Here is a 23,068-nt window from a genome sequence, read left to right on the forward strand (position 1 = left end):
GTCCGCGTTCCCGACCGTTTCACCCGTTGGAAGGACAACTCCCCGGCCGGGGCCACCCACTTCCCGCCAGACCTCCCATTTCCACGCCCACACTGCGCCACGCCACCTCACACCACCCCTAGGATCACACGGTGTGACACCTCACTTACAGGGCATTCCGACCGTCGTGGCCTTCGCGACCACCATGGCCCTCGTCTCTTCATCGCCCTCCGTCCTCGCAGACCCACCCGGACGCACCACGGCCGCCGTTGCCCCGGCGCCCTGCATCAGCGGGGAACGCGAACGCCGCAGTGAATCCGCCGTCGACGACAGCGAGATCCGGTGGACGGACAAGACCCGCTACGACGTGCCCCGCGAACACGCCCTCAAGGCGTGGCAGTACTCCGGCTCGAAGATCAAGCTGCGCCCCGACTCCTCCACCACGGTCAACGATCTGGAATTCCGCGACTACAGGGGCGGCACCGGCGAGCGGGCGGCGGTGGCCCAGTACGTACGCGACTCCGGTACGGCGGCAACCGACTACGTGAGGTTCAACCGGGACAAGATGAGCGGTCGCAGCCGCGCCTTCATGAACTCGGCCGCCGCTCACGAGCTCGGTCACGCGCTGGGCCTGTGCCACAAGTCCGGCGGGGTCCTGTCGCTGATGTGGACCGACATCTCCTCACCGCCCATCACCTCCCCCCAGGCCGTCGACAAGGCCAACTACTCGAAGCTCTGGAGATAGTCGTGCGCAAGCGGGCCTGGACCCTCATCGCGGCCGCCGGCCTCGTCCTCGTGGCGGGCACCGGTACGTACGCCCTCATGTCCGACGGCGAGGTCATCGTCTCCTCGGTGTGCACCCCACCGGCCACCACGCCCGAGTACATCGCCGCCTACGCCCCCTCCGTCGTCATCGGCACCGTCACCGGCCCCACCCGGTACATCCCCGACACCGGTGACCCCAGCACCGGGGTGCAAGTCGCCACCCTCACCGTGGAGAGGACCCTCAAGGGCAGCGCCCAGGGCGACATCGACCTCCGCCAGGCGGTCTCCCGTACCGCCCAGGGCACCTACACCACCGCCGAACCTCTCTACCAGCCTCTGGCCACCGGGCAGCGCTACGCCGTCGCCGTGCTGGACCGGACCGAGGACGGCGACCGCTGGGTCTGGGGCGCGGAACGCGCGCCGGAGAGCCGGATCGACCAGCGGTGGTCAGCCGCCGTAGCCGCGAAGGCAGTCCTGCCGACCGCCACCTGCGACGACACCCGCACCATCACATCGACACCCAAGCCGTAACAGCCGCGGCACGCGGCCGGTCCCCTGAGCCGGCGCTCCCCGCAGTCGAGCCCCTCCAAGTGGTACGTGGCGACGAACCGCGCACGTGGACGGACAGCCACGCGGCGACAGTGGACCTGCTCACGGGCCGTCTGCCGGCAACGGACCGGCGGTAGCGCTCTCCCGGGTGGTGCCTGCGCCGGAACTCTTCGTGGGGCGGCCACGAGGGCCGTTGTCAGAGGCGATTGGCAAGATTGCGGCCATGAAGGTCACTCCTGTCACTCCGCCACGGCCGATCGACGTTGTCGCGGTCTTTCCCCGACTGGCTCCGCTGGCCCGCACGGCGACCCGCCTGCACCCCCGCCCCGGGGCGCCGACGTGGCACGACAGCTCGATCGGCGGGCCGCTGCTGTGGCCCGCCGAGGAGCCGTGGCCGCACTGCGAGGAACCGCATGTGGTGGATGGCTTCAACCCGCCCAAGTCCCCTGCGGATCTGCGGCTGGAACGACGGATCTTCGCCGCCTCGCACGGCCGGGACCTGACTCCGGAGGAGCGGGAGACTCTTGGGCGGATCCAACCCCCTCGGACGTATCCGGTGAGGCGGACGGTCCAGGCGTACGACGGCCCCATGGCGATGCTGCCCGTCGCGCAGCTGTACGTACGGGATGTGCCCGACCTGAGCCCGCCGGAGGGCAAGGACCTGCTGCAGGTTCTGTGGTGCCCCTTCGATCATCCGATCATGCCCAGGACCCTGCTCTTCTGGCGTTCGGCAGCCGCCGTCACCGACATGCTCGACACGCCCCCCGAGCCGCCCGCAGTGCAGTTCGACGGCTATCTGCCGGAACCGTGCGTGCTCGAACCGGAGCAGATCACCGAGTACCCCGACCATCTGGAGCTGAGCGAGGAGCTGCGGGAACAGCTCAAGCAGTGGAGTGTGCCGCAGGTAGCAGAGGAGGACATGGACCCGGACACGTACTACGACTGTGTGCTGTCCAACGCACCCGGCTGGAAGGTCGGCGGCTGGCCCGCGTGGAATTCCACCGACCCCAGCTCGCAGCCCTGTTCCGAGTGCGGCACCGGCATGGAGGTCCTGATGACCGTCGCCACGTTCGAGGAGGGGGACGACGCCGGGAACAGCTGGTCTCCGCACCCCCACCCAGGTGCTGGACCGTACCCCGGCCACCGGGGCTACAACGCGACCGGTGTCCAGATAGGCAGCGGCTACCGGCAGCACCTGTTCGTCTGCCCGGCGGAGCCCGAGCATCCGCACATCGAGTTGATGACGTAGCCCGTCCGCAGTGTGCAGCCGGGGCGTCACGCTGCGCCCTTCAGGACACCGGCCTCGCGCCCGGGAGCGCACCTCCGTCCTGGACCCGCCGGGGTTCAGGGTTCGCCGCCCTGTTGGGTGCTGATGATGCGGCAGATGTTGTCGGCGTCGCTGCAGGACTGCGGGTCGGTCTCGGCGGCTTGCCGGGCGAGGTCACGGAGGACGGTGCGGGTCTTGCGGAGTTCGGCCATGCGCCGGTTGATCTCTTCGAGGTGCTGGTGGATGAGGTCGGTGACGTGGCCGCAGGGTGCCTCGCCACCGTCACGGAGGGCGAGGATGCCGCGGATCTCGGCGAGCGTGAGGCCGGCGTGCTGGGCATCGCGGATGAACGCGAGGCGGGCCTCGGCGGCGGGCGGGTAATCGCGGTAGCCGCTCGAGGTCCGTGGCGGTTCCGGCATCAGGCCGGCCTGTTCGTAGTAGCGGATGGTCTTGGTGGTCAGTCCGCCTCGCGTGGCGAGGTCCCCGATGCGCATGGTTCCAGGCTAGCTCTTGACCTTCCAGCGCACTGGAAGGTCTAGCGTCGGGTGCAGAGGCTATGAGCTGGGAGGACAACGCCATGCGGATCACGGTGCTGACAGTTCCTGACTGTCCCAACGGGCCCGTCGCGCAGGAGCGGATCACGACCGCGCTGAACGGACGGGCCGCCGAGGTGGAACTCGTCGAGGTGACCGAGCAGGCCGAGGCCGAGCGGGCGGGGATGACCGGATCGCCCACCGTCCTGCTCGATGGAGTCGACCCGTTCGGGACCGTGGGGGCGACGCCAAGTGTGTCGTGCCGGATCTACCGGCATGCCGATGGCGAAGTCGACGGGGCGCCGAGTGTGGACGAACTACGCAAGGCCTTGACCGCGGTGGGCCCGGCCGCAGCGGCGGATGACGACTGCTGTGCGGTGGACGTGCTGGATCTGGTCGGCCGGGACGGCCGAGGGCGCCTTGCGCCGGTCGAGGACGGGCTGCGGGCGGTGCAGCAGGCGGTGCTGCGGCACTTCGCCGCCACCGGCAGCGCCCCCGGGACGGCGGATCTGGAGCCGGCCGCAGCCGCTGCAGGCCGGACAGCGGCAGAGGTGCTGGCCGAGCTGGCGCAGGAGGATTTCCTGACCCTGGACCCGGAGGGGCGGATCCGGGCGGCGTACCCGTTCTCCGCGGTGCCAACCCCGCATCGGGTGACGATCGCGGGCGGCGTGCAGGTGTGGTCGATGTGCGCGATCGATGCGCTCGGCATTCCCGCCATGCTCGGCCGCGATGCGGTGATCACCTCCGTCGACCCGGTCACCGGCGAGAGTGTCACGGTGACCAGCGAGAACGGGCAGACGGTGTGGGAGCCCGCGACAGCGGTGGTGTTCGTCGGGCGCCGGGGCGGATGCTCCGGTCCTGCGGCCGAGGTGTGCTGCGACACCCTGAACTTCTTCACCGGCTCCGCCTCCGCCCGCACGTGGATCGAGCAGCACCCGGGCGTGAACGGTCGGATCGTGGACCGGGCCCGCGCCGAAGAGGTCGGCCAGGCGACCTTCGGGCCGCTGCTGACCACCGGCTGACCAGCCCGGCAGGCCCGGTCAGGCCGGCGCGGCCGCGCCGTCGGGCACCAGCAGGCACGCAGACTTACCCAACTGATGAGAGAGGCCCGCCCTATGAGCGGCTGCCGACGTCGATCTGGAAGACCAGCCGGCCGTCCGCCGTGCGGAGCAAGGCCTGCTGCAGGGTCGGCTTGCTGTAATCGGAGTTCAGGATGACCGGAATGGCACAACCCTGCTTGGACTCCAGGCACTGATCCAGCGAACCCTCGACGGGCTTGAGTCCCGCCAGGCCCGGCAGGGTTCCCATCCACTCCCGGACTGTGGAGAACTCGTCGACGCACTGGTCGTCGTCACAGGCGACGCCCTTCGCGTACGTCACCCGCTCCAGGTCGTCCTCGGTGCGGTTCCTGGAGGCCAACGTGAAGCCCGAGGGGGCTGTCAGCCCCTTGGCCGTGGTCTGGTTCGCCGTGTAGTCCTGGCCGACGTCCTTCCAGTTGTAGAGGACGTACCCGGCAATCGATGCCGCAGCGATCGCCAGCACTGCCACGCCCAGCAGTCCCTGCCGAAGCGAAATGCCCGGCTCGGGCTTCGCGGGGGGTGGTCCGCCGGGTCCAGGTCCGGCGGATGTCGGTCCGGATGGTCCTGGTCCGACGGTCGGCTGGGCGGCCAGGTGCTGGGCGGCAGGGGTCCACGACCGGGCGGGGGCTGCCGCCGGAACGGGAGACGCCACAGTCGGAGTCGGGAGCGCGGAGGCCGGCCGGGACAGCTTCGCCTGCAGCTGCTCCATGGTCCAGCGTGCGCCCGGATCCTTGTTCAGCAGTCCGTCGAGGACAGGGCCGAGCGCCCCGGCCCGCACGGCCGGCGTGGGCTCCTCCGTGGCGACGGCGACCAGGACCGCACTCGGAGCCGTACCCGAGAACGGCGCGTGCCCCTCCACAGCGGCGTAGAGCGTCGCACCCAGCGACCACAGATCGGACTCAGCCGTCGCGGGCAGCCCCCGGATCTGCTCGGGCGCCATGAAGGCCGGGGTTCCCATGATCATGCCGGTGGCCGTGAGGGTGGCGTCTCCCTCAAGTGCCGCGATGCCGAAGTCGGTCAGGATGACCCGGTCTTCCTCGAGGAGGATGTTCGCGGGCTTGATGTCCCGGTGGGTGATGCCTAGGCGGTGTGCGGCAGCGAGCGCGGCTGCGACCTGCCGGCCGATGTCGGCGACCTGCTGGGGCGGGAGCGCGCCCTGTGCCTCGACAAGGTCGGCGAGGGACCCGCCGTCGACCAGCTCCATGACGATCCACGGCCGTCCGTCCGGCCCGGTTATGCGGTCGTGGACTGTGATGATGCCCGGGTGCTTCAGCCGGGCGGCGGCCCTGGCCTCACGGTCGAGGCGGGCGATCCAGTTCTGCCGCTCGGTGGCCCCCACATGGTCGGGAAGCCTCAACTCCTTTACAGCTACGTCCCGTCCCAGCTGCTCGTCGTGGGCACGCCAGACGACACCCATGCCTCCCTGACCCAGGATGTGTGTCAACCGGTATCGGCCTGCGAGGAATTGCCCGCGATCGTCATTCACGGACGGACTATAGCCGGGCCGACCCCGCCCCAGCCTTGGTCACCCGGGCCGGTCGGAGCCGGTCGCCAACCCGCTCCGACGCATTACCCGGACGAGTGAGGGCCGGCGACTTCCGGGGGCGGGCGGAAGCGAGCCGAACCGAGGCGTGTTGCAGAACACCGAGGCGCAGGCATTTCTCCTGTATCGGCGGGGTGTTGCGGGCTGAGGCCTTGTGGGTGGAACCGTTCACCGGGTTGCGGATACGGAGGAGTGAGATTGAGGGCCCCAAGGCCGCGACCGCGGACAAGAGGGTTCAGATGCGGGGTAGATGGCGGCTCACGAGGGCCCGCAGCCGCTCCGCGTCCTGCGGAGAGCGCAGCCCGCGCTTGGGGAGCACCTCCACGAGCAGGATGTTCGGGTCGCGGCTGAGCAGCACCACGTGGTCGCGGGTCTCGCGGTAGCCGCGGAAGATTGACCAGCGCTGCACGAGCGTCGCGTGCGTGGTCTCGGCCGTGATCCCCGACTCGGTCACGGATGTGCGGTACTCGCCCTGCCAGGAGACCGTGCGGAGCGCGTGGTGGGCCTGGAGGTGGGGGATCGACCAGATCAGGGCGGCGCAGAAGACGGCGGTCACGGCCGACTGCGCGGAGCTTTCCGGTGCGGCCACCATCAGTACGGCGCCGACGCCGAAGAGGCCCGTGAAGCCCCACCGGACCACGTGGAGACGCCGTCGCCGCTCACGCACCCGGACGCCCGCGAGGATGTCGGCGCGCGTCGGCCGGTAGACCAACTCGACTGTGTCCTGTCTTCCGTCCCGCCCCATGTCCACGACCATGAAGCGGGATCGTACCGCCCATGCCGACTGCCGGTAGGACGCGGTGCCCGGCCGGGCACCGGCCGGGGCTCTCACTGTCTCGGGAGCGCCCCGGTGATCGCGGTGACGGCCATGCGTACCGCGAGGTCCGTCACCGCGTCAGGATCGTCGCCGTTCTCGATCGCCGTCGTGGCGGCGTTGACGATTCCCTGAAGGAGCAGCGACGTACGCCGCGGATCCTCCTCGCCCAGATCTGTCAGCGCGCCGATCAGTGGGGTGAGCAGCTCCTGGTGGGCCCGCATCGCACTCTCCCGCACCACCTTCGCGTCCTGTACTCCGGCCAGCGCCTGGGCGATCCGATGCTCCCCGCCGCGCACCAGGTCCAGTTGCGACGACACGTAGGCGGCGATCTTCTCCTCGGGCGTCGCCGCCGCCGACATGCCGGCCCGGATGGCGTCGGTCCAGCGGGGCATCGCGTCCTCGACGACCGCGGCGAGCAGCTCGGGGCGGCCCGGGAAGTACTTGTACACGCTGTTGCGGGCGAGGCCCGTGGCCTTCGCGATCGCGGTGAAGGTCACCGCACCGGCGTCGCCGCTCTCCAGCAGCTCACGTGCCGCCCGCACCAGGGCCAGTCGCTGCTGGGCATGGTGCTCGGCAACCGTGGCGGCACTGATCCTGGGCACAGGACCAGTCTAGAAGCCCCCGCGGGTACCTCACCCCCACTTAGGGACGCAGCGTCCCCATCAACTATGTTAGCGACGCACCGTCCCTAACATCTATCCATCGAAGGGAACCGCCGTGTTCCTCGCTCTCCTGGAGCTGCGCGCCGCCCGAGGACGTTTCCTGCTCATGGGATCCGTCGTGGTGCTCGTCGCCGCGCTCGTCGGCATCGTCTCCGGCTTCACCACCGGCCTGGGTGACGACACCATCTCCGCGCTGCGCCGCCTGCCCGCCTCTCAGCTGGTCTTCTCCTCGGACGCCCGGTCCGACCAGTTCGCCCGCAGCCTCCTCGACGGGAGTACCGCCGCCGCGTGGAGCGAGGACGCGGACACCGAGACGACCCCGCTCGGGGTCTCCATCACCCGCGGCACGACGCATCGTGGCGCCGAGGTCGACCTCGCCGCCTTCGGCGTCGAACCCGGCTCCTTCCTCGCCCCCTCGGTCACCTCGGGCGACGGACTCGCCGACGTGGCGGCGGACAGCATGGTGATGTCCGCCAAGCTCGCCGACGAGGGCGTGCGCGTCGGCGACACCCTCGTCATCGACCGGCTGGACATCGAGCTGCGCGTCGTCGGAAGGACCGAACGCTCCAGCTACGGCCATGTGCCCGTCGCCTACATCCCGTTGAAGACCTGGCAGCGCATCCGCTTCAGCACCCCGGGGGCACCGGCGTCCGCGACAGCCGCGATCCCTGACCAGTTCAGCGCCCTCGCCCTGCGCACTCCGCCGGACGGGGCCTCCAGCGCCGCCCTCGACGCGCGGTACTCCACCACCACGCTCACCAAGGAGAAGGCGTACGAGGCGGCCCCCGGCTACACCGGGGAGCGCGTCACCATGAACTCGATCCAGGCCTTCCTCTACCTGATCGCCCCGCTCGTGGTCGGCGCCTTCTTCGCCGTGTGGACCGTGCAACGCCAGCCCGAACTCGCCCTGCTGCGCGCCATGGGCGCCTCCCGCAGGCGCCTGCTCGCCCACACCGTCCTCCAGGCGGCCCTGGTCGTCGTCCTCGGCACCGCGGCAGGCGCCGTGCTCGCCGGAGCGGTCGGGCTGCTGGTCGGCGAACAGGTGCCGTTCAGCCTCCCCGCCGCCACCCTCACCGTCACCATGTGCACCGTCGCGGCCGTGGGCCTCGCGGGCACCGCCCTGACCCTGCGCCGAGTGACCCGCGCCGACCCGCTGACCATGCTGGGAGCCAACCGATGAGCCTCGAACTGAACGCCGTCACCGTCACGCTCGGCCGAACCGACGCCCGTACCACCATCCTCGACGGCCTCGACGTCACCTTCGAACCCGGCCGCATGACGGCTCTCGTCGGCCCGTCCGGCTCCGGCAAGTCCACGCTGCTCGCCGTCGCGGGGGCACTGCTGCGGCCCACCTCCGGTCAGGTCCTGCTCGACGGCGAGAACCTCGCCGGGCTCTCCGACGACCGGCGCGCCAAGGCCCGACGGGAACGGATCGGCTACATGTTCCAGAGCGGCAACCTGCTCTCCGGCCTCACCGCCATCGACCAACTGCTCACCGCGGTCCACATCAGCGGCGCACGCCCCCGCGCACACCGTTCCCGCGCCGAGGAGGCCCTGAACCGGGTGGGGCTCGGCCACCGCCTGCGCCACCGCCCCGAACAGCTCTCCGGCGGCGAACGCCAGCGGGTGGCCCTCGCCCGCGCCCTCTTCCTCTCACCGAAACTGCTGCTGATCGACGAACCGACGGCGGCCGTCGACCGTTCCCAGGCCGGCGACCTGGCCGCGCTCCTCGCCGAACGCGCCCACCAGGACAACTGCGTCATGGTCGTGGCTACGCACGACCGGACCGTGGCGGAGGCCGCCGACCGGGTCGTGGACATGGCCGCACTGACTGCCGACGCGGCGCCGTCCGCCCCGGCCGGCCGCTGAATCACTCCGCGAGGTCACACCCGCTGGATGCTGCGCCGCCCTACAGATGTCCTTCGGCGCCGTCCAGCGTGGCCGGCTCTGTTCCCCGTTGTGGCGATCTTCTGCTTGCGTCCACTGAGCCTGGGTTTCCAGAGCCCTGCTGGGGGGAGCCCCTCACTCAACCCCGCTGCGCGCGGATGAGGTCGCGATACCAGGCGAAGGATGCCTTCGGGGTGCGGACCTGCGTCTCGTGGTCCACGTGGACCAGGCCGAAGCGCTGGTGGTAGCCCTCGGCCCATTCGAAGTTGTCGAGGAGGGTCCAGGTGAAGTAGCCGCGTACGTCCACCCCCTGGGCGACCGCCGCGTCGACGGCCTGGAGGTGGGTGTCCAGGTAGTCGATGCGGTCCAGGTCGAGGACCTTTCCGTCCGGGGTGAGGACGTCTTCGGCCGAGCAGCCGTTCTCGGTGATGTAGAGGGGCGGAAGGGCGGTCGGGTAGCGGTCCTTGAGGGTGACGAGGAGTTCTCGCAGGCCGTCCGGGACCACCGGCCAGTCGAAGGCCGTGCGGCGGTAGCCCTCGATGGGGGCCTCCTCGAAGGGGAGGCCGTCAGGAGTCGCCGGAGCCTGGATGCGGGTGGGGTTGTAGTAGTTGATGCCCAGGGCGTCCAGGGGGGTCGAGATGAGGTCCAGGTCGCCGTCCTGGATCCAGGCGTCAAGGGTGGCGTCCGCGCCGAAGGCCGTCAGGTCGGGGTACGTGCCTTTGAGGATCGGGTCGTTGAAGAGGCGGTTGTGCAGGTTGTCGTAGGCCTGCGCGGCGGCGTGGTCGGCAGGGGTGCTGGAGGCGGGCCAGACCGGGGTGCAGTTGTTGGAGATCATCACCTGCAGGCCGCGGCCGCGCAGCTCCCGCAGCGCCAGGCCGTGGCCGAGCAGCTGGTGGTGGGCGACCGGCAGGCAGTCCAGGAACAGGGTGCGGCCCGGCGCGTGGGTGCCCAGGCCGTAGCCCCAGACCATATGGATGAACGGTTCGTTGAGCGTGATCCACGTACGGACGCGGTCGCCGAGCCGGTCGGCCGCGATCGCGGCGTACTCGGCGAAGCGGTGCGCCGTGTCGCGGTTCAGCCAGCCTCCCTCGTCCTCAAGGGCTTGCGGGAGGTCCCAGTGGAAGAGGGTCGGGACGGGTTCGATGCCGCGAGACAGCAGGCCGTCGACCAGGCGGTCGTAGAAGTCCAGGCCCTTGATGTTGGCCTCGCCCCTGCCGGTGGGCTGGATGCGCGGCCAGGCGATGGAGAAGCGGTAGCCGGTGAGGCCCGCCTCGGCCATCAGGTCGAGGTCCTGCTCGTACCGGTGGTAGTGATCGCAGGCAACCTCGCCGGTGTGCCCGTCGCGGATCGTGCCCGGGCGGGCCGTGAAGGTGTCCCAGACCGATGGTCCGCGGCCGTCCTCCCGGGTGGCGCCCTCGACCTGGTACGACGCCGTCGACGCGCCCCAGACGAAGTCCGCGGGCAGATGGTTCAGTGTCACGCACAACCCCCTCAAACATGAGTAGAGCTCATGTTAGTCGGTTCGATGGGATGATGGAAGCGTGAACCAAGACCGCACTACAGGGACGCCGCGCCGGCTTCCGGTCCAAAAACGCAGCCTCGAACGCTTCGAACGGCTCCTTGACGCCTGCGCCGAACTCCTCGACGAGGTCGGCTACTCCGGGCTGACCACCAAGGAGGTGGCGCGCCGGGCCGAAGTACCGATCGGCACGCTCTACCAGTTCTTCTCCGACCGGGAGGGGCTGGTCGGAGCGCTCGCCGCCCGCAACCTGGAGTCCTTCCTGGGGCGGGTCACCGAGCGCCTTGAGCGCGAGGCGCCCGACGGGGTCGCGGGCATGGTGGAGGTGACCGTCGACGAGTTCGTGGCCATGCGGCGCACGATCACCGGGTTCGGTGTGGTCGACTTCGGCGCGGCGGGCCAGGACCACACCCTGGAGCCGGGCCGGGACAACAACACCGCGGTCGCCGGACAGCTGCGCGCACTGACCGCCTCCCTGACCGGCGTCGAGGACGACGCCGAACTGGAGCTCGCCCTGCGGGTGGCCCTGGAGTGCGCGGACGGTGTGCTGCAACTGGCCTTCCGCACCCACCCGCAGGGCGACCCCCAGCTGATCGCCGAGTGCAAACGCGTCCTCAACAGCTACTTGAACGACCGACTCCGGATGCTGCCCCTCCGTCAGCAGAAGCGCTAACGAACGGACTTGACTTTCCAGACCAGTACCGCGCCGAGCGCCGACATGGCCGCAGAGCACAGGAACAGCGAGCTGTAGCCGCCCGGGCCTCCGAGCACGAGCGAGGCGATCGGGGGGACGAGCACGTACGGCAGGGACGTCATCAGGTTGGCGAGGGCCATGTCCTTGCCTCGGTCCGCCGACGCCGGGAGCACCTCGGTGACCAGGGCGGTGTCGACGGCCAGGTACACGCCGTAGCCGAGGCCCAGGATGACCGCCGCGACCAGCGTCATGGTCCACGTGGGCGACAGGGCGAGCGGGACCGCGGCGACGGCCATCGTCAGGCCGCCGAGGAAGACCAGCATGCGTCGCTTGCCGAGCCGGTCGGAGAGCCAGCCGCTGAGGACGACCGTGGAGATCGTGGCCAGGCTGTTGATGCCGATCACGATGAGCAGGCCGTCCTCGGTGGACTGACCGGGGAACAGGCGCTCGTAGTGCAGGACGTCGTCCAGGAAGTACGGCAGGTAGAGGGTGCCCATGCCGTAGCCGAGACCCATGATGAAGCGGGAGCTCATCGCCCAGACGAAGTCGGGGTGGGCGCGCGGGCTGATCCGGTAGCCGTCCAGGAAGGCCCGCGGCGAGAACGGCTCGCGGTGTGCGTGGGGAAGCGGCGGGTCCTTCATCGTGAACGCGAACAGCAGGATGAGCAGCGGCAGTCCGGCCATCAGCAGGTACTGGGCGGGAAAGCCCGTGACCAGGCCGATCAGCAGGCCGCCCGCGATCAGGGCACCGGCCTGCGGGACCATCGCCCAGCCAAGGACCGCGCCACGTTGCGTGACCGGGACCTGGTCGGGCACCACCGGGGAGAGCCCGGCACCGATGATCATGAATGAGGCGGACAGGACGAGGGAGCCGAGCGCGAGCCCGGCGACCGTCGTCTGGAGGCCGGTGAAGACCAGCGTCGCCACGCAGACCAGCGAGCCCGCGAGCAGCCACGGGCGGCGGCGGCCGAACCGGCTGGTGGTGCGGTCGCTGAGCGCGCCGGCCAAGGGGGCGATGACGATGCCCGAGATCGCGCCCATCATGCTGACCCAGGCGTAGCTGCCGACTTTGCCCGCCGGGTCGATCTGTGCGATCTGCTCGGGCATCAGGAACGTGGTCGGCACGTGCATCGGGATGAACACCCCGACGTTGGCCAGGACATACAGGGCGACCCAGCCGGGGCCGACCCGGCGGACGGGCTCGGCGAGGGCATCGGAGCGCTCCGGCGCCTCGACTGGCTCGCGCTGCTCGGGGGCCAGGCTCATCGGGGCAGTCTCCTGAGGTGGACGAGCTCGCTCGTCCGGTCGAAGGGCAGCAGCGGCGGAAGGCCGTGGCTCAGCAGGACGGCGCCCTCGTGGACGGCGCCGCTGTCCTCGTCCTGGTAGCGGGCGTCGGGGTCGAGGCCCTTCAGCCGGGTCCGGGCAGCGGTGCGGGTCAGCGCGGACGGCTGGAACTGGAGGACGACGACCTCGTCCCGGGTGACGTACTGCACGGCGTCGTGATCGAGGCGGTACTGGACGCCGCCGTGCACCACGGGCCGGATCCGCTTGTACTGCCCCACCAGCATGCGGGCCCACGCCAGGTCCTCCTCGCTCCAGTTCCGCAGATCGCCGCCGATGCCGAGGGCTCCGGCCATCGAGACGTGGAAGCGGTAGCGGATCGAGGTCGCGCGGGCGGTGTGGCTGTTCGGGCTGTCGGTGACCCAGGCGCCCATGGTCCGGGCGGGCAGCAGCTGTCCGTGGCCGTGCTGGATCGCGACCCGGTCGGCAGCGTCCGTGTTGTCCGACGCCCAGATCTGGTCGGCGCGGGCAAGGACACCGAGGTCGGCCCGGCCGCCACCGCCCGCGCAGGACTCCAGATACAGGCCGGGACGGGCGGCGCGCAGCCGGTCCATCACCTCGTAGACCCCACGTGTGTGCTCGATCCACACACGATCGGGGTCGGTGGCGCCGGGCTGTCCCGCCTCGCTGAAGGGCCGGTTCATGTCCCATTTCAGGAAGGCCACGTCCAGCTCGGTGACGGTCCTGACCAGCCATTCGACCGCCCACTCACGGACGTCGCGCCGGGCGAAGTTCAGTACGTGCTGGTTGCGGCGCTGCGTGCGGGTGCGGCCGTCCTGGCTCAGGATCCAGTCGGGGCGGCCGCGGAAGAGGTCGCTGTCGGGGTTGACCGCCTCGGGCTCGACCCACAGGCCGAAGCCCATGCCCAGGGCGCGTACGTGGTCGGCGAGCGGGCCGAGGCCCCCGGGGAACCGGTCGGGGTTGGGCCACCAGTCGCCGAGCCCGGCCGCATCGCCGGTACGAGCGCCGAACCAGGCGTCGTCCACGACGAACACCTCGACGCCGAGGCCCGCGGCGAGGCCGGCCAGTTGTCTCTGCTGCTTCTCGCTGATGTCGAACTCGGTCGCCTCCCAGGAGTTGTAGATCAGCGGGCGTTCGGCCGGGCGGGCGGGCAGCACCTCCTCTTCGACGAAGGCGTGCCAGCGGCGACTGGTGCCGCCGAAGCCGTCGGGGGCGTAGAGGCCGGTGAAGACAGGGGTCTCCAGGTGCTCACCCGCAGCCAGTCTCCAGACCAGACCCTCGTGGCCGAATCCGCCGGTCCAGGAGGCACGGCCGTACGGATCGCGACGCACGGTGATGCGGCGGCTGCCGCTCCAGGCGAGAGCCGCGCTCCACACCTCGCCGTGTTCCTCGGCGGCGTCTCGTGCGTCGAGCATCAGCCAGGGCCCCGCGTGCTGGCCCGTGATGCCCAGGCGGCTGGTGAACACGCTCTCCCCGACGGGCACATGGTCGCGCCGGAGCTGGAACTCCCGGCCCCACTCCCCCACCACGTGGCTGACCCGGTAGTCGTCGCGGGCGGGCAGTGTCCAGGCGGCGGAGTCAAGGCGCAGGACGTCCACCTGCTCGCCCGCGGTGAGGACGGCCCAACGCTCGATCTGGTCGTGGCCGTCCCGGATCCGGTAGTTCAGGTCGAGGGAGAGGCGGCGGACCCGGTCGGTGAAGGACAGGGTGAGCCGGCCGTCCTCGACCGCGTGCGCGACGAACCGCCATGCGAAGCCGCGGACCCCGTCGGCGAACCGGACGGTCAGCGACGGCGCCCCGAAGCGCAGGCCGCCCTCGACCGCGTACTCCTCTCCCCCCGGGTCGTCGCCGCCGGGGTCCTCGGCGGGCAGGTCGGCCGCGACGGCGACGGCCTGCTCCAGGCTCAGCGGCCGGCCCCAGTGCACGTGCCGGGGGACGTCGTCGGCGTCGAGGCGGAAGGCGTAGGAGGTGCCGGGTGTGCACAGCAGCCAGAGGCGGGCGGCGGAGTCGTAGGTGATCACACGCATCCTTGAAGGTGACGGGGACCGGCCGGTCCTCGAAGGCGAGTCCGCACCGGGCGGAATCAGGCAGCAGTCACCGCGACCGGCCGGATCACGTGGGAGCGCTGATCCGGCCGGCCCGTGCGGTACCGCCTCAGCCGGCGGCGTGGACGCCGACCTCGCGCAGCGAGTAGCCCCACTGGGTACCGCGCGTCAGCCCTTTCACGCGTACGTAGCGCGCCTGGGACGTGGCGAAGCGGGCCGTGTCCAGACCGCCGTCACCGACGTCGGTGGACCACACCGTCCTCCAGTTGGAGCCGTCGTCCGACAGTTCGACGTGGTACGACTTCGCATACGCCCCCTCCCAGTCGACGGTGACGCGTCCGACCGGCTTCGCCGATCCGAGATCGATCCGCAGCCACTGGTCGTCCTTCCACTCGCTGGCCCAGCGGGTGCCCGTGTCGCCGTCCACCGCCCTTTCGGGCCTGAAGTTCTCGAAGGGGTTCCACCACTCGGAGGAGGACGCCGTGGCAGATGCCCCCTTGGCGAGGTTCTCCCCGGGCTTGTACGTCTCGGAACCGGCCCAGGTACGCAGGTAGGACTCGGCACCCGTGAACAGTTCGTCGACGACCTTCTGGCCGCCGACCCCGCGGATGTCCTCAATCCAGTCCGGGACCATGCCGTAGTGCGCGCCACCTGCGGTGTTGAAGTCCCACGTGCGCGATCCGGTGGTCAGCTTGTCGACGACCGAGCCGCCGTCCGTACTGCGGAAGGGGTACGTCACCGGGTTCGGGGCCTCCGCGCCGCGCGGGGCCGGCCAGCCGCCGACGCCGTTCATGTCGGTGCCGTAGCCGTAGCCCACCTTGTACTTCTCGCGCAGCGCCCGCGTGCGCTCGGCCTCCTTGATGAACCCCTCGGAGGCGCCCATGTACTGCGCGGCGAACCCGCCGAGCTTGTAGAGGCGTTCGGTCCAGCCCAGGTCCATCCAGCTGTGCGAGGAGATGACGCCCGGGTACGACTCGGACTCCAGGATGTCGAAGGCCTGGCCTGCGGCCTTGACGCTCATGTGGTCGAGCTCCAGCATCATGCTGCGCTTCATCATGCCGCGCACCGCGTACGCGCCCAGGTCGGTCAGCCCGCGGGTGTTGCACTGCGCGTCCGAGTCGTACGAGGGGACGTCCACGCCCTGCGGGAGCTGCTTCTCCGCCTGCGGCGCGGCCGCGTTGCCGATGGGGTTGTCGTGCTGCGGTCCTCGGCAGGTCTCCGTCTTCCAGAACGTGCCCGTCGACAGGAACTGGCCCACGTTGATGGCCGTGCCGAGCGCACCGGAGTCGTAGCGCACGCCGCACAGGGCGTTGTCGAACTTGTGGCACAGGAACATGCTGCTGACGCCCAGTTCCTTCAGCTCGTCCAGACCCTTGTCGATGTCCTCCTTGCTGCACTGCGCGACGTCCAGGATCTGCTTGCAGCCGAACGGCTCGGAGGTCTCCACGCCCAGGACGACGGCCAACTTGCCCTGCTCGACGACCTGCCGGGCCTGCGCGCTGCTGGTGACGATGCGGAAGAAGCCCTTGCCCGGGCCGCCGTACATCGTGTCGATGTAGTCCTGCATCTCGTACGTCTTCTTCGCCTCGAGACGGATGGCGTCCATCTCGTCGCAGCCGCGGTCCTTGAAGAAGTACACCGAGCAGATGACGCCGTTGGTGACCAGATCGTTGACCAACACCCGCTGGCCGCCGCGCCAGGCCCGCTCGATCCAGGCGTAGTAGTTCTGCTGGTGCGTCAGCGAGTCGTGGGCGGGCCAGTCCTTGAACGTGGGCCATCCGACGGGGTCGTGCCTGCCGTCGCCGCCCTTGGTGATCATGTCGAAGACGGCGAGGGAGCCGTCGGGGTAGTGCTCGGGGCAGTCCTTGAGCGCGTCGGCCACGCCCTGCTCCGAGTACGGCTTGCCGCAGATCAGCCGGCCGCCGAAGCCCTCGTTGGACATGATGTGGTCGTGGGCGTCGACGAAGCCCCGGACGCGGCCCTGGGCGTCGGTGCCCTTGAAGGGCTCGCCCGTGACACCGATCCGCGAATCAGGTGCGGGCCGCGCCGACGGCTCCCACCAGTTCGACTGCGCCGCGGAGCTGGGCACCGGCCCGAGCACCAGGGCCAGCACGGCGAACAGCAGCGACACGACCGTGACCGAACCGAGTCTGCGCCGCAAAGGTTGAACGATGACCATCGCGTGCTCCTTAATGTGAGCCGGGCTCATATTCCGCTCTCAAGGTAGGGACGCGAGCCCGCGAGGCCAAGACCCTGGCAGGAGGACACCGAAGTTCCCGGCATCGAGGTACGGTCACAACGGGACGAAGCGGGGTACGGTCACCAGTCCGTTGCGGCACGACGCGGAGCAACCCGGGCAGTACCGAGGGCATTTGGCGCGCGACGTGTCGCAGATTCTCGATCGCGGATCGGGCAGCGCTCCGACCTGCGTGGGCCAAGTGAGCCGCTGCTGGAGCTCGGACCGGCGGCTCGGAGTCGCCTCCCATGGCTGGACACGCCCGACACGTCCATGAGCACCGGGAAGCGGGACGCCTTCCCGGCTGCGCCGGCGTACGGCGACCTGCACCGAGAGGCGTAACTCGACGACCAGCTCATCAAGCGCGTGAAGGTGCACGACTCCGGGCTGCACGTCACCATGGCGACGCCCCAGACCGATCAGGGCGGGAAGGGGCCGGGCCTGCCCCGCGAGGGCTCGCTCAGCGCTCGCCGGAGTACTCCGCAGCGCCGCCGGCCGCTGGGGCTCAGTGGTCGCGCGGAGCGCCTGGGTGTGCTTTTGTCCCGGATGCGAGGGATCATCGGATCATGAGTGGTGATGATCCACTGGCGCCGCGTGGAGAGTGGGACGGGCGGAACCGATCAGGGCCGGCGGCAGGGGGCGCTGTGCCGCTGCCCCGGCCGTCGGGCTCGTCTGCCCGGCGGCGGAGGGGACGGCCGTGAACGAGGAGCGCCTCCTCAGGCGGTACCAGGCGCTCATGGGAGCCGTCCCGCAGTCGGTGTGGGTGATGTCGCCCGGCGGTGTCGTCACCCTGTTGTCCGGGGGCGGGATCGCCGAGAAGCTGTGGACTCCCGGTACCGATACCTCATGGATGGACGCCGTGCATCCCAAGGACCGGGACTGGTTCCAGCGCGCGTGGCGCAGGGCCACGCAGCAGCGGTCTTCGCTCGACACGATCGTCAGGGTGCGGCTCGACGGTGCCGTCGACCGCTTCCGCCACGTCAAGATCATCGCTGCGCCCGTGGTCGACGAGGACGGTGAGGTGGAGTTCGTCGGCACGGCCACCGACGCGGAGGAGCACTGGCGCGCCCGTATGCGGGAGAAGTTGCTGGCGCGTATGGCGGCGGTGCCCGCGGCCCGCGATCTTTCGGAGGCTTTTCTGACGACGGCGGCGGCCGTTGTGCCCGAGCTCGCTGATGCCGTGGCCATCTTTCGCCTGGTGGACGGCGTCGAGGCCGGTGTGCGGCCCGCCGACGCCCCGGCCGCCACGTCTCCGGAGCGTGTGGGGCTTGCCCCCGGGCTGCCTTCCATGCCCCCGCTGGACGCCGACTTCGTGCTCGGTCCGGTCGCCCAGCGTGCCATCGAGAGCCAGGAGGCCCGGCTGCTGGTCTTCCCGCCCGACGGGCCTCCCGGAGAGGGGCTCTCGGACGTCTCCGTGCGGTGGCTGCGGGAAGCCGGGGCGACGGGCGTGGCCCTGCTGCCCGTGGTGGTGGACGGCCGGACCGTCGCGCTGGCGACCATCGCGACCTGCCGGGGCAACCCTCCCCCGGACGAGGCCGACCTCTCCCTGCTGCGGGACGTCTTCCAGCAGATGAGCGGACCGCTGCGCCGGACGATGGAGCTGCAGAGCATCCGTGGCAAGGCGCTGGCGCTGCAGCAGAGCTTCCTGACGGCCCCGCCGTCCATCGACGGTCTCACGATCACCGCCCTCTACCATCCGGCGGACTCGGCGGCGGAGGTCGGCGGGGACTGGTACGACGCCGTCCGGCTCTCCGCCGACGCGCTCGCCCTGTCCATCGGCGACATCGCGGGGCACGACCTCGACGCGGCCATGGCGATGGGACGGGTCAACAGCATCCTGCGGGGGCTCGCGTACGACAGCGGCCCGGCCGCCAGCCCCGCGGTCACCCTGAGCCGACTCGACCGCATCGTGCAGGCCCTCGACAGCCCGTCGATGGTCACGGCCGTGCACGCGGTCCTGCGCCGGCGGACGTACGGCGGCTGGCACATCGCCCTGTCCAACGCCGGGCACCCGCCGCCGCTGCTGATCCCGGCGGACGCGCCGTCGCGGTATCTGCACGGCCTCACGGCCCCGGACCCACCCCTGTGCGTCACCGACGACCTCACCCGCACCACCCTCCGCGCGGACCTGCACGCGGGCGACATCCTGGTGCTCTACACCGACGGGCTCGTGGAGACGCCGGACACCGACATCGGCGACAACCTCCAACGGCTGCGCACCCGCGCCGACGCCCTGGCCCGCCGGAACCTGCCGATGCCCTCCGTGATCCGCGGCCTCCTGCCGCCTCTCCACCACCGCCGGGACGACATCGCCATCATCGCCCTCCAAGCGCGGCCGGACTCATGACCGTCCGCATCGAGAACCTCATCGTTTGCACCCGGAGCAGCGCCTCTATACCGTCGAGAACGCCCGTCCCCGGACGAAAGGCTCCGCATGAACACGCCGAACGACCGTCAGAGCGGACTGGCAACCTCACGGGCCCACTCCGCCCGGGTGTACGACTACATCCTGGGAGGCAAGGACCACTACCCCGTGGATGCGGAAGCGGGCGACGCCATGGCCCGGCACTGGCCCGCCCTGCCCGTGCACATGATGGAGAACCGCCGGTTCATGCACCGCACCGCGCACTTCCTGGCACAGGAACGGGGCATCCGCCAGTTCCTCGACGTCGGAACCGGTCTTCCGACGTCACCGAACCTGCACGAGATCGTGCAGGAGGTGGCGCCGGAATCGCACGTGGTCTACGTCGACAACGACCCCATCGTCCTCGCTCACGCCCGCGCCCTCCTGCAGAGCTCACCCGAGGGCGCCACCGCCTACGTGGACGCGAACATGCACGACCCCGACGCCATCCTGGACAGCCCCGAGTTCCGGGAGCTGATCGACCTGAGCCGGCCCGTCGGCCTCATGGTGATCGGCATCATGCACTTCATCCTGCCGCCCGACGACCGGCGTCTGATCGCCAGGCTGCTGGATCCACTGCCGTCCGGGAGCTACCTGGCGATGACCATCGGCACCGCGGACTTCGCGCCCGAGGAGGTCAACCGGGTCGCCCAGGAGTACCGCCAGCAAGGCATGCCCTTCGTCCTGCGCGATCGCGCCACCGCCACCTCGCTCTTCGACGGCCTGGAGCTGCAGGAGCCGGGGGTCACCCAGGTGCACTCCTGGCGCCCCGGCCCTGAACAGGACGGCATCGACGGCCGCGACATCGCCATGTACGGGGCAGTCGCCAGAAAACCCTGAAACCGAGCGGCGAGGGCAAGCCGATACGAGCGCAGGGCTCCTGGTCCGCCGCCCGAGGCGATCTTTGCCGGGATCATGCCAACGTAAAACGTCCCGGAAAACACCGGGCCAGACACCTGGGGCAACCGCAGGACCGCCTCATGTCCCGGTGGTTCGCGGCTCGGGCCGCCGGCCCCTGTTGGACACCACGGCGCAGACCGCGAAGGTCACACCGAGCAGACCGAAGATGATCGCCAAGTTGCCCTTCGCCTGGATGTCGGCCTGCCGTGCCGCAGCCTCCCTTTCCCAGAGCGCCGCACCCTGCTGATTGGCCGACTGGTACTCGAACAGGCACTTCATGTACGCCTGAGTGGGTGCGGCGTCGCGGTCTGCTTCGCAGCGGGTTTCCTCGAATTTGATCGACGTGCCGCCGTGTTCGCCCGATGGCCCATCCGCCACCTTGGAGGCCGCGTCCAACGCGACCGCCGACAAGATCACCGCCGTGATCACGCTGATCATGGCGACGACGATGCACAAGACGGCTCCAGCGCTACGCCCTTGGGATGTCATGCCCCGGAGAATAACGAGCACGCGTGAACCACCGCCCCACCAACCGCACTTACTGGCCGGTTCGCCGGATGTACCAGACTCGTCCCTGCGCGAGGAAGGACCGACAGGAACGGATGAGGTCGTCCTGTCGTCCTGGAACACGCCGAGGCATGCCTGCCTGCGCGGCGGCCAGGTCCTCGTGTCCCAGAAAGCGGGCAGCGATGTGGACGGGGGGTGCTCCGGTGATGGCCTCAGTCGCGAACATCCTGCGGAAGTCGTGGGCGGTGAACTCCAGCGGTTCGCCTGCCGCATCGCGCACCCCGGTGCGGCAGGTCGTACGTATCGCTCGACTCCGGGTATCTGCTGCCGGGCCCGGTGTCAGCCCGGCGCGTCCATCAAGGCGGTGACATAGGCATCCAGCCGCTCCTCCACGGCTCGCGTCGTCAGATCCGCCCTCCCAGCCTCCCGCCATGGCTGGGACACCGACCGCACTTCTTCCGAGGCGGCCAGCGCGTCCCGGACCCGCCAGTACAGCCGCTCGCTCGCGGTCGCGGCCAGTACCCCGCCGGCCTCCTCGTACGCCTCGGAGAACCGCATACCCCACGCCGGGCCGTGCAGCAGCGCGAGGTTGACGGAGCAGTGCGCCACATCGAGATCCGCCGGACCCCAGCAAGGTGCCCAGTCAACGACGCCGGTGATCCGGGCACCTTCCGGGTGGGAAGGCGGTACGTCGAACAGCACGTTGCCGGGCTGGAAGTCCCGGTGCAGGAAGCGCCCTTCACTGGGCGGCGCGGGCTTGCGGATCATGTCGATCGCCGCGGCCCATACGGCCGCGTCGGCGCCCTTCGGAACGACGACAGTGTCGGCGGTCGTCAACGTCACGTACTTTCGGGGCCGCTCGACGGGTCGTAACGCGTGGATCTCCACGAGTTGGCGGGCCAACAGGCGAACACGCGTCTCCACTCCCTGATCGTCGAGGACCGTACGGCCCGCCAGATGTGTCATCAGGAGCGACGGAAACTCGCACTGCGCGGCGGTCGGATCAACCGCGACCAGTGAAGGAGCCGGCACGCCGGTCCCCGTGAGCAGGGTCAGGGCGCCGGCCTCCGCATTCAGCGCGCCCTCGGCATGCTCCACGTAGAACGGGTCGACGTAGGTCCGCAGCACCAGGTCACGGGTGCCACCGTCCGGCGTCCCGACGGTCAGCCGCCGCACCTCGGCAGTGATGCCGCCGTGCAGCGCCACGGCCTTGACGACCCGCTCGCCGGCCTCCAGGTGCCGGCTCACCCAAGCCAGTGTCAACGGCCGGACAATTGCCGCCTCATCATGGTTCATCACCGTGCCACTTCATCATCCGGACGGCACCACGCGCTAAAGACTTTACGGGTGGCGACGGGCGTGCGGCCGAATTCAGCAAGCCGAGGATCTCAATGCGCTGACTTGACAGGGAACAGCTGTGGGAGGACCTCCTCACCGAATGCCACTTCCGCGTCGAGAATATCGACCTGCTATCGCACCCCGCCGAGGCGCCACCGTCGTCCAGCTGCTCACCCGCGCCCGGTGCCCGCCCGACCGACCGTCGCGCGTAACCAGTCGGCCCCGGAGCCCCCAAGTCCCAGCCGCACACACGGCTGTCGGCGTCGGCGTCGGCGTCGGCGTCGGCGTCGGCGTCGGCGTCGGCGTCGGCGTCGGCGTCGGCGTCGGCGTCGAACGATCCTGCTGAGCGAGCAGGGCATCCTGCTGGACCGGCGCCGCCTCAGCACCCTCGAACTGCCTGGCGGGAGAGTGGAGGCCGGGGATTGCATCAAGGATGCAGTGGTCCGCGAACTCGCCGAGCAGGCCGGTCTGGTCACTCGTGCCGAGGATGCAGTGCTTCTGGGTACGCTCGTCGATCACGTCGCTGGTGTCCTGCGGGTGACCGTCGGCGCGGGTCGTCCACACTTGGCAGGGGCAGCCGACCATGCAGCCGAACGAGAGCGTCGGCGATTGGTCGTGGTTCCCACTCGACCGGCTCCCCGACGGCCTGTTCGTCTGCAGTGCCCAGATCCTCACCGCTTGGCGGCCCGACCTTCCCATCGAACGCGAGATCATCGGAGTACGGAACTTCATCATCAACCCAGCCGTGACGAAGGAACAGCGAGAGCACCAGTACAACAAATGTATGTCCCCGCTCTCACGCCGGGTTCCTAAGCCACTGACATCGGCGCCACTCCATCGGGCACCACAGCCCGAGGCATGCATGTCATGCGTGCCTCACAAACACGTTGGTGATTCCGGGGCTGGTCCTCAATGCCGTCGTACTGTGGAACACCTGCCACCTGGACGCCTCCGCCGCCCGGCTCCGCGCCGAGGGCCACGGCCATAAGGACGAGGACGTCGCGCGTCTCTCCCCGCTTAGAAGTCATCTCAGTTGGTGGTCA

At 70.1% G+C, this 23,068-nt stretch carries 20 protein-coding genes and 1 pseudogene; 11 read left to right on the forward strand and 10 right to left on the reverse strand.

From position 1 onward, the window contains the following. Positions 1-133 precede the first annotated feature (133 nt). The 3 genes from IE272_RS23195 (at position 134) to IE272_RS23205 (ending at position 2,542) form a co-directional block, all read left to right on the forward strand. On the forward strand, positions 134-724 hold the full coding sequence (locus tag IE272_RS23195) for a zinc metalloprotease (protein ID WP_190007792.1): 591 nt from the start codon (positions 134-136) through the stop codon (positions 722-724). A 2-nt stretch (positions 725-726) separates the two neighbouring features. After that, positions 727-1,275, forward strand: a complete 549-nt coding sequence (locus IE272_RS23200) for a hypothetical protein (protein ID WP_057667468.1) — start codon at positions 727-729, stop codon at positions 1,273-1,275. A 241-nt stretch (positions 1,276-1,516) separates the two neighbouring features. Then, positions 1,517-2,542, forward strand: a complete 1,026-nt coding sequence (locus IE272_RS23205) for a hypothetical protein (RefSeq protein ID WP_190007794.1) — start codon at positions 1,517-1,519, stop codon at positions 2,540-2,542. 95 nt (positions 2,543-2,637) lie between these two features. Here the strand turns inward: IE272_RS23205 and IE272_RS23210 are convergent, their stop codons facing one another. Further along, a complete protein-coding gene (locus IE272_RS23210) occupies positions 2,638-3,054 on the reverse strand; it encodes a heavy metal-responsive transcriptional regulator (protein WP_056704818.1) in 417 nt (138 codons plus the stop codon). Between the two features lie 191 nt (positions 3,055-3,245). Between IE272_RS23210 and IE272_RS23215 the strand changes: the two genes are divergently transcribed. Beyond that, entirely contained in the window at positions 3,246-4,115 is an 870-nt protein-coding gene (locus IE272_RS23215; RefSeq protein ID WP_229897432.1) for an alkylmercury lyase family protein, read from the forward strand. 91 nt (positions 4,116-4,206) lie between these two features. Here IE272_RS23215 and IE272_RS23220 read toward each other — a convergent pair whose 3' ends face one another. The 3 genes from IE272_RS23220 to IE272_RS23230 form a co-directional block, all read right to left on the reverse strand. Continuing rightward, complete coding sequence (locus IE272_RS23220) at positions 4,207-5,658, reverse strand: serine/threonine-protein kinase (protein ID WP_267888776.1); 1,452 nt, start codon at positions 5,656-5,658, stop codon at positions 4,207-4,209. 292 nt (positions 5,659-5,950) lie between these two features. After that, positions 5,951-6,472: a YcxB family protein gene (locus tag IE272_RS23225; protein WP_057667460.1), complete on the reverse strand. Its 522-nt coding sequence runs from the start codon at positions 6,470-6,472 to the stop codon at positions 5,951-5,953. A gap of 71 nt (positions 6,473-6,543) precedes the next feature. Further along, positions 6,544-7,134, reverse strand: a complete 591-nt coding sequence (locus IE272_RS23230; RefSeq protein ID WP_190007796.1) for a TetR/AcrR family transcriptional regulator — start codon at positions 7,132-7,134, stop codon at positions 6,544-6,546. A 115-nt stretch (positions 7,135-7,249) separates the two neighbouring features. On the opposite strand from IE272_RS23230, the gene IE272_RS23235 reads away from it, so the two are divergent. Together IE272_RS23235 and IE272_RS23240 are read left to right on the forward strand one after the other, a co-directional pair. Then, positions 7,250-8,374 carry an ABC transporter permease gene (locus IE272_RS23235; protein ID WP_190007798.1) on the forward strand — a complete coding sequence of 375 codons (1,125 nt, stop codon included), beginning with the start codon at positions 7,250-7,252 and terminating at the stop codon, positions 8,372-8,374. After that, entirely contained in the window at positions 8,371-9,063 is a 693-nt protein-coding gene (locus IE272_RS23240) for an ABC transporter ATP-binding protein (protein WP_098891220.1), read from the forward strand. The genes IE272_RS23235 and IE272_RS23240 overlap by 4 nt, the downstream gene beginning before the upstream one ends. A 157-nt stretch (positions 9,064-9,220) precedes the next feature. Here the strand turns inward: IE272_RS23240 and IE272_RS23245 are convergent, their stop codons facing one another. Continuing rightward, positions 9,221-10,561 (reverse strand): GH1 family beta-glucosidase, encoded by a 1,341-nt coding sequence (locus IE272_RS23245; RefSeq protein ID WP_190007800.1) that lies wholly within the window; start codon positions 10,559-10,561, stop codon positions 9,221-9,223. Positions 10,562-10,622: 61 nt separating this feature from the next. On the opposite strand from IE272_RS23245, the gene IE272_RS23250 reads away from it, so the two are divergent. After that, a complete protein-coding gene (locus tag IE272_RS23250; RefSeq protein ID WP_056704829.1) occupies positions 10,623-11,273 on the forward strand; it encodes a TetR/AcrR family transcriptional regulator in 651 nt (216 codons plus the stop codon). Here IE272_RS23250 and IE272_RS23255 read toward each other — a convergent pair. From IE272_RS23255 to IE272_RS23265, 3 genes are all read right to left on the reverse strand, one after another. Further along, positions 11,270-12,559: an MFS transporter gene (locus tag IE272_RS23255; RefSeq protein ID WP_057667452.1), complete on the reverse strand. Its 1,290-nt coding sequence runs from the start codon at positions 12,557-12,559 to the stop codon at positions 11,270-11,272. The genes IE272_RS23250 and IE272_RS23255 overlap by 4 nt on opposite strands. Then, a complete protein-coding gene (locus tag IE272_RS23260; RefSeq protein WP_190007801.1) occupies positions 12,556-14,622 on the reverse strand; it encodes an alpha-galactosidase in 2,067 nt (688 codons plus the stop codon). The genes IE272_RS23255 and IE272_RS23260 overlap by 4 nt, the downstream gene beginning before the upstream one ends. 127 nt (positions 14,623-14,749) lie before the next feature. Further along, positions 14,750-16,819, reverse strand: coding sequence for a galactose-binding domain-containing protein (locus tag IE272_RS23265; protein WP_050362733.1), 2,070 nt, complete (start codon positions 16,817-16,819; stop codon positions 14,750-14,752). A 754-nt stretch (positions 16,820-17,573) separates the two neighbouring features. Between IE272_RS23265 and IE272_RS23270 the strand changes: the two genes are divergently transcribed. After that, complete coding sequence (locus IE272_RS23270; protein ID WP_057668658.1) at positions 17,574-19,223, forward strand: SpoIIE family protein phosphatase; 1,650 nt, start codon at positions 17,574-17,576, stop codon at positions 19,221-19,223. Positions 19,224-19,310: 87 nt separating this feature from the next. Next, positions 19,311-20,120, forward strand: a complete 810-nt coding sequence (locus IE272_RS23275) for an SAM-dependent methyltransferase (protein ID WP_056704838.1) — start codon at positions 19,311-19,313, stop codon at positions 20,118-20,120. Between the two features lie 138 nt (positions 20,121-20,258). On the opposite strand, the gene IE272_RS23280 is transcribed toward IE272_RS23275, so the two are convergent. Continuing rightward, positions 20,259-20,618 (reverse strand): hypothetical protein, encoded by a 360-nt coding sequence (locus IE272_RS23280; protein WP_157875693.1) that lies wholly within the window; start codon positions 20,616-20,618, stop codon positions 20,259-20,261. A 408-nt stretch (positions 20,619-21,026) separates the two neighbouring features. Beyond that, positions 21,027-21,983 (reverse strand): phosphotransferase family protein, encoded by a 957-nt coding sequence (locus tag IE272_RS23285; RefSeq protein ID WP_190007803.1) that lies wholly within the window; start codon positions 21,981-21,983, stop codon positions 21,027-21,029. Here IE272_RS23285 and IE272_RS23290 point away from each other — a divergent pair. Both IE272_RS23290 and IE272_RS39330 read left to right on the forward strand, forming a co-directional pair. Then, complete coding sequence (locus IE272_RS23290) at positions 21,975-22,838, forward strand: NUDIX hydrolase (RefSeq protein ID WP_229897434.1); 864 nt, start codon at positions 21,975-21,977, stop codon at positions 22,836-22,838. The genes IE272_RS23285 and IE272_RS23290 overlap by 9 nt on opposite strands. Positions 22,839-22,924: 86 nt before the next feature. Then, positions 22,925-23,047: pseudogene (locus IE272_RS39330) on the forward strand (Tn3 family transposase); the annotation flags it as partial. Positions 23,048-23,068: the final 21 nt, after the last annotated feature.

The organism is Streptomyces anulatus (assembly GCF_014650675.1).
GTDB lineage: Bacteria > Actinomycetota > Actinomycetes > Streptomycetales > Streptomycetaceae > Streptomyces > Streptomyces anulatus.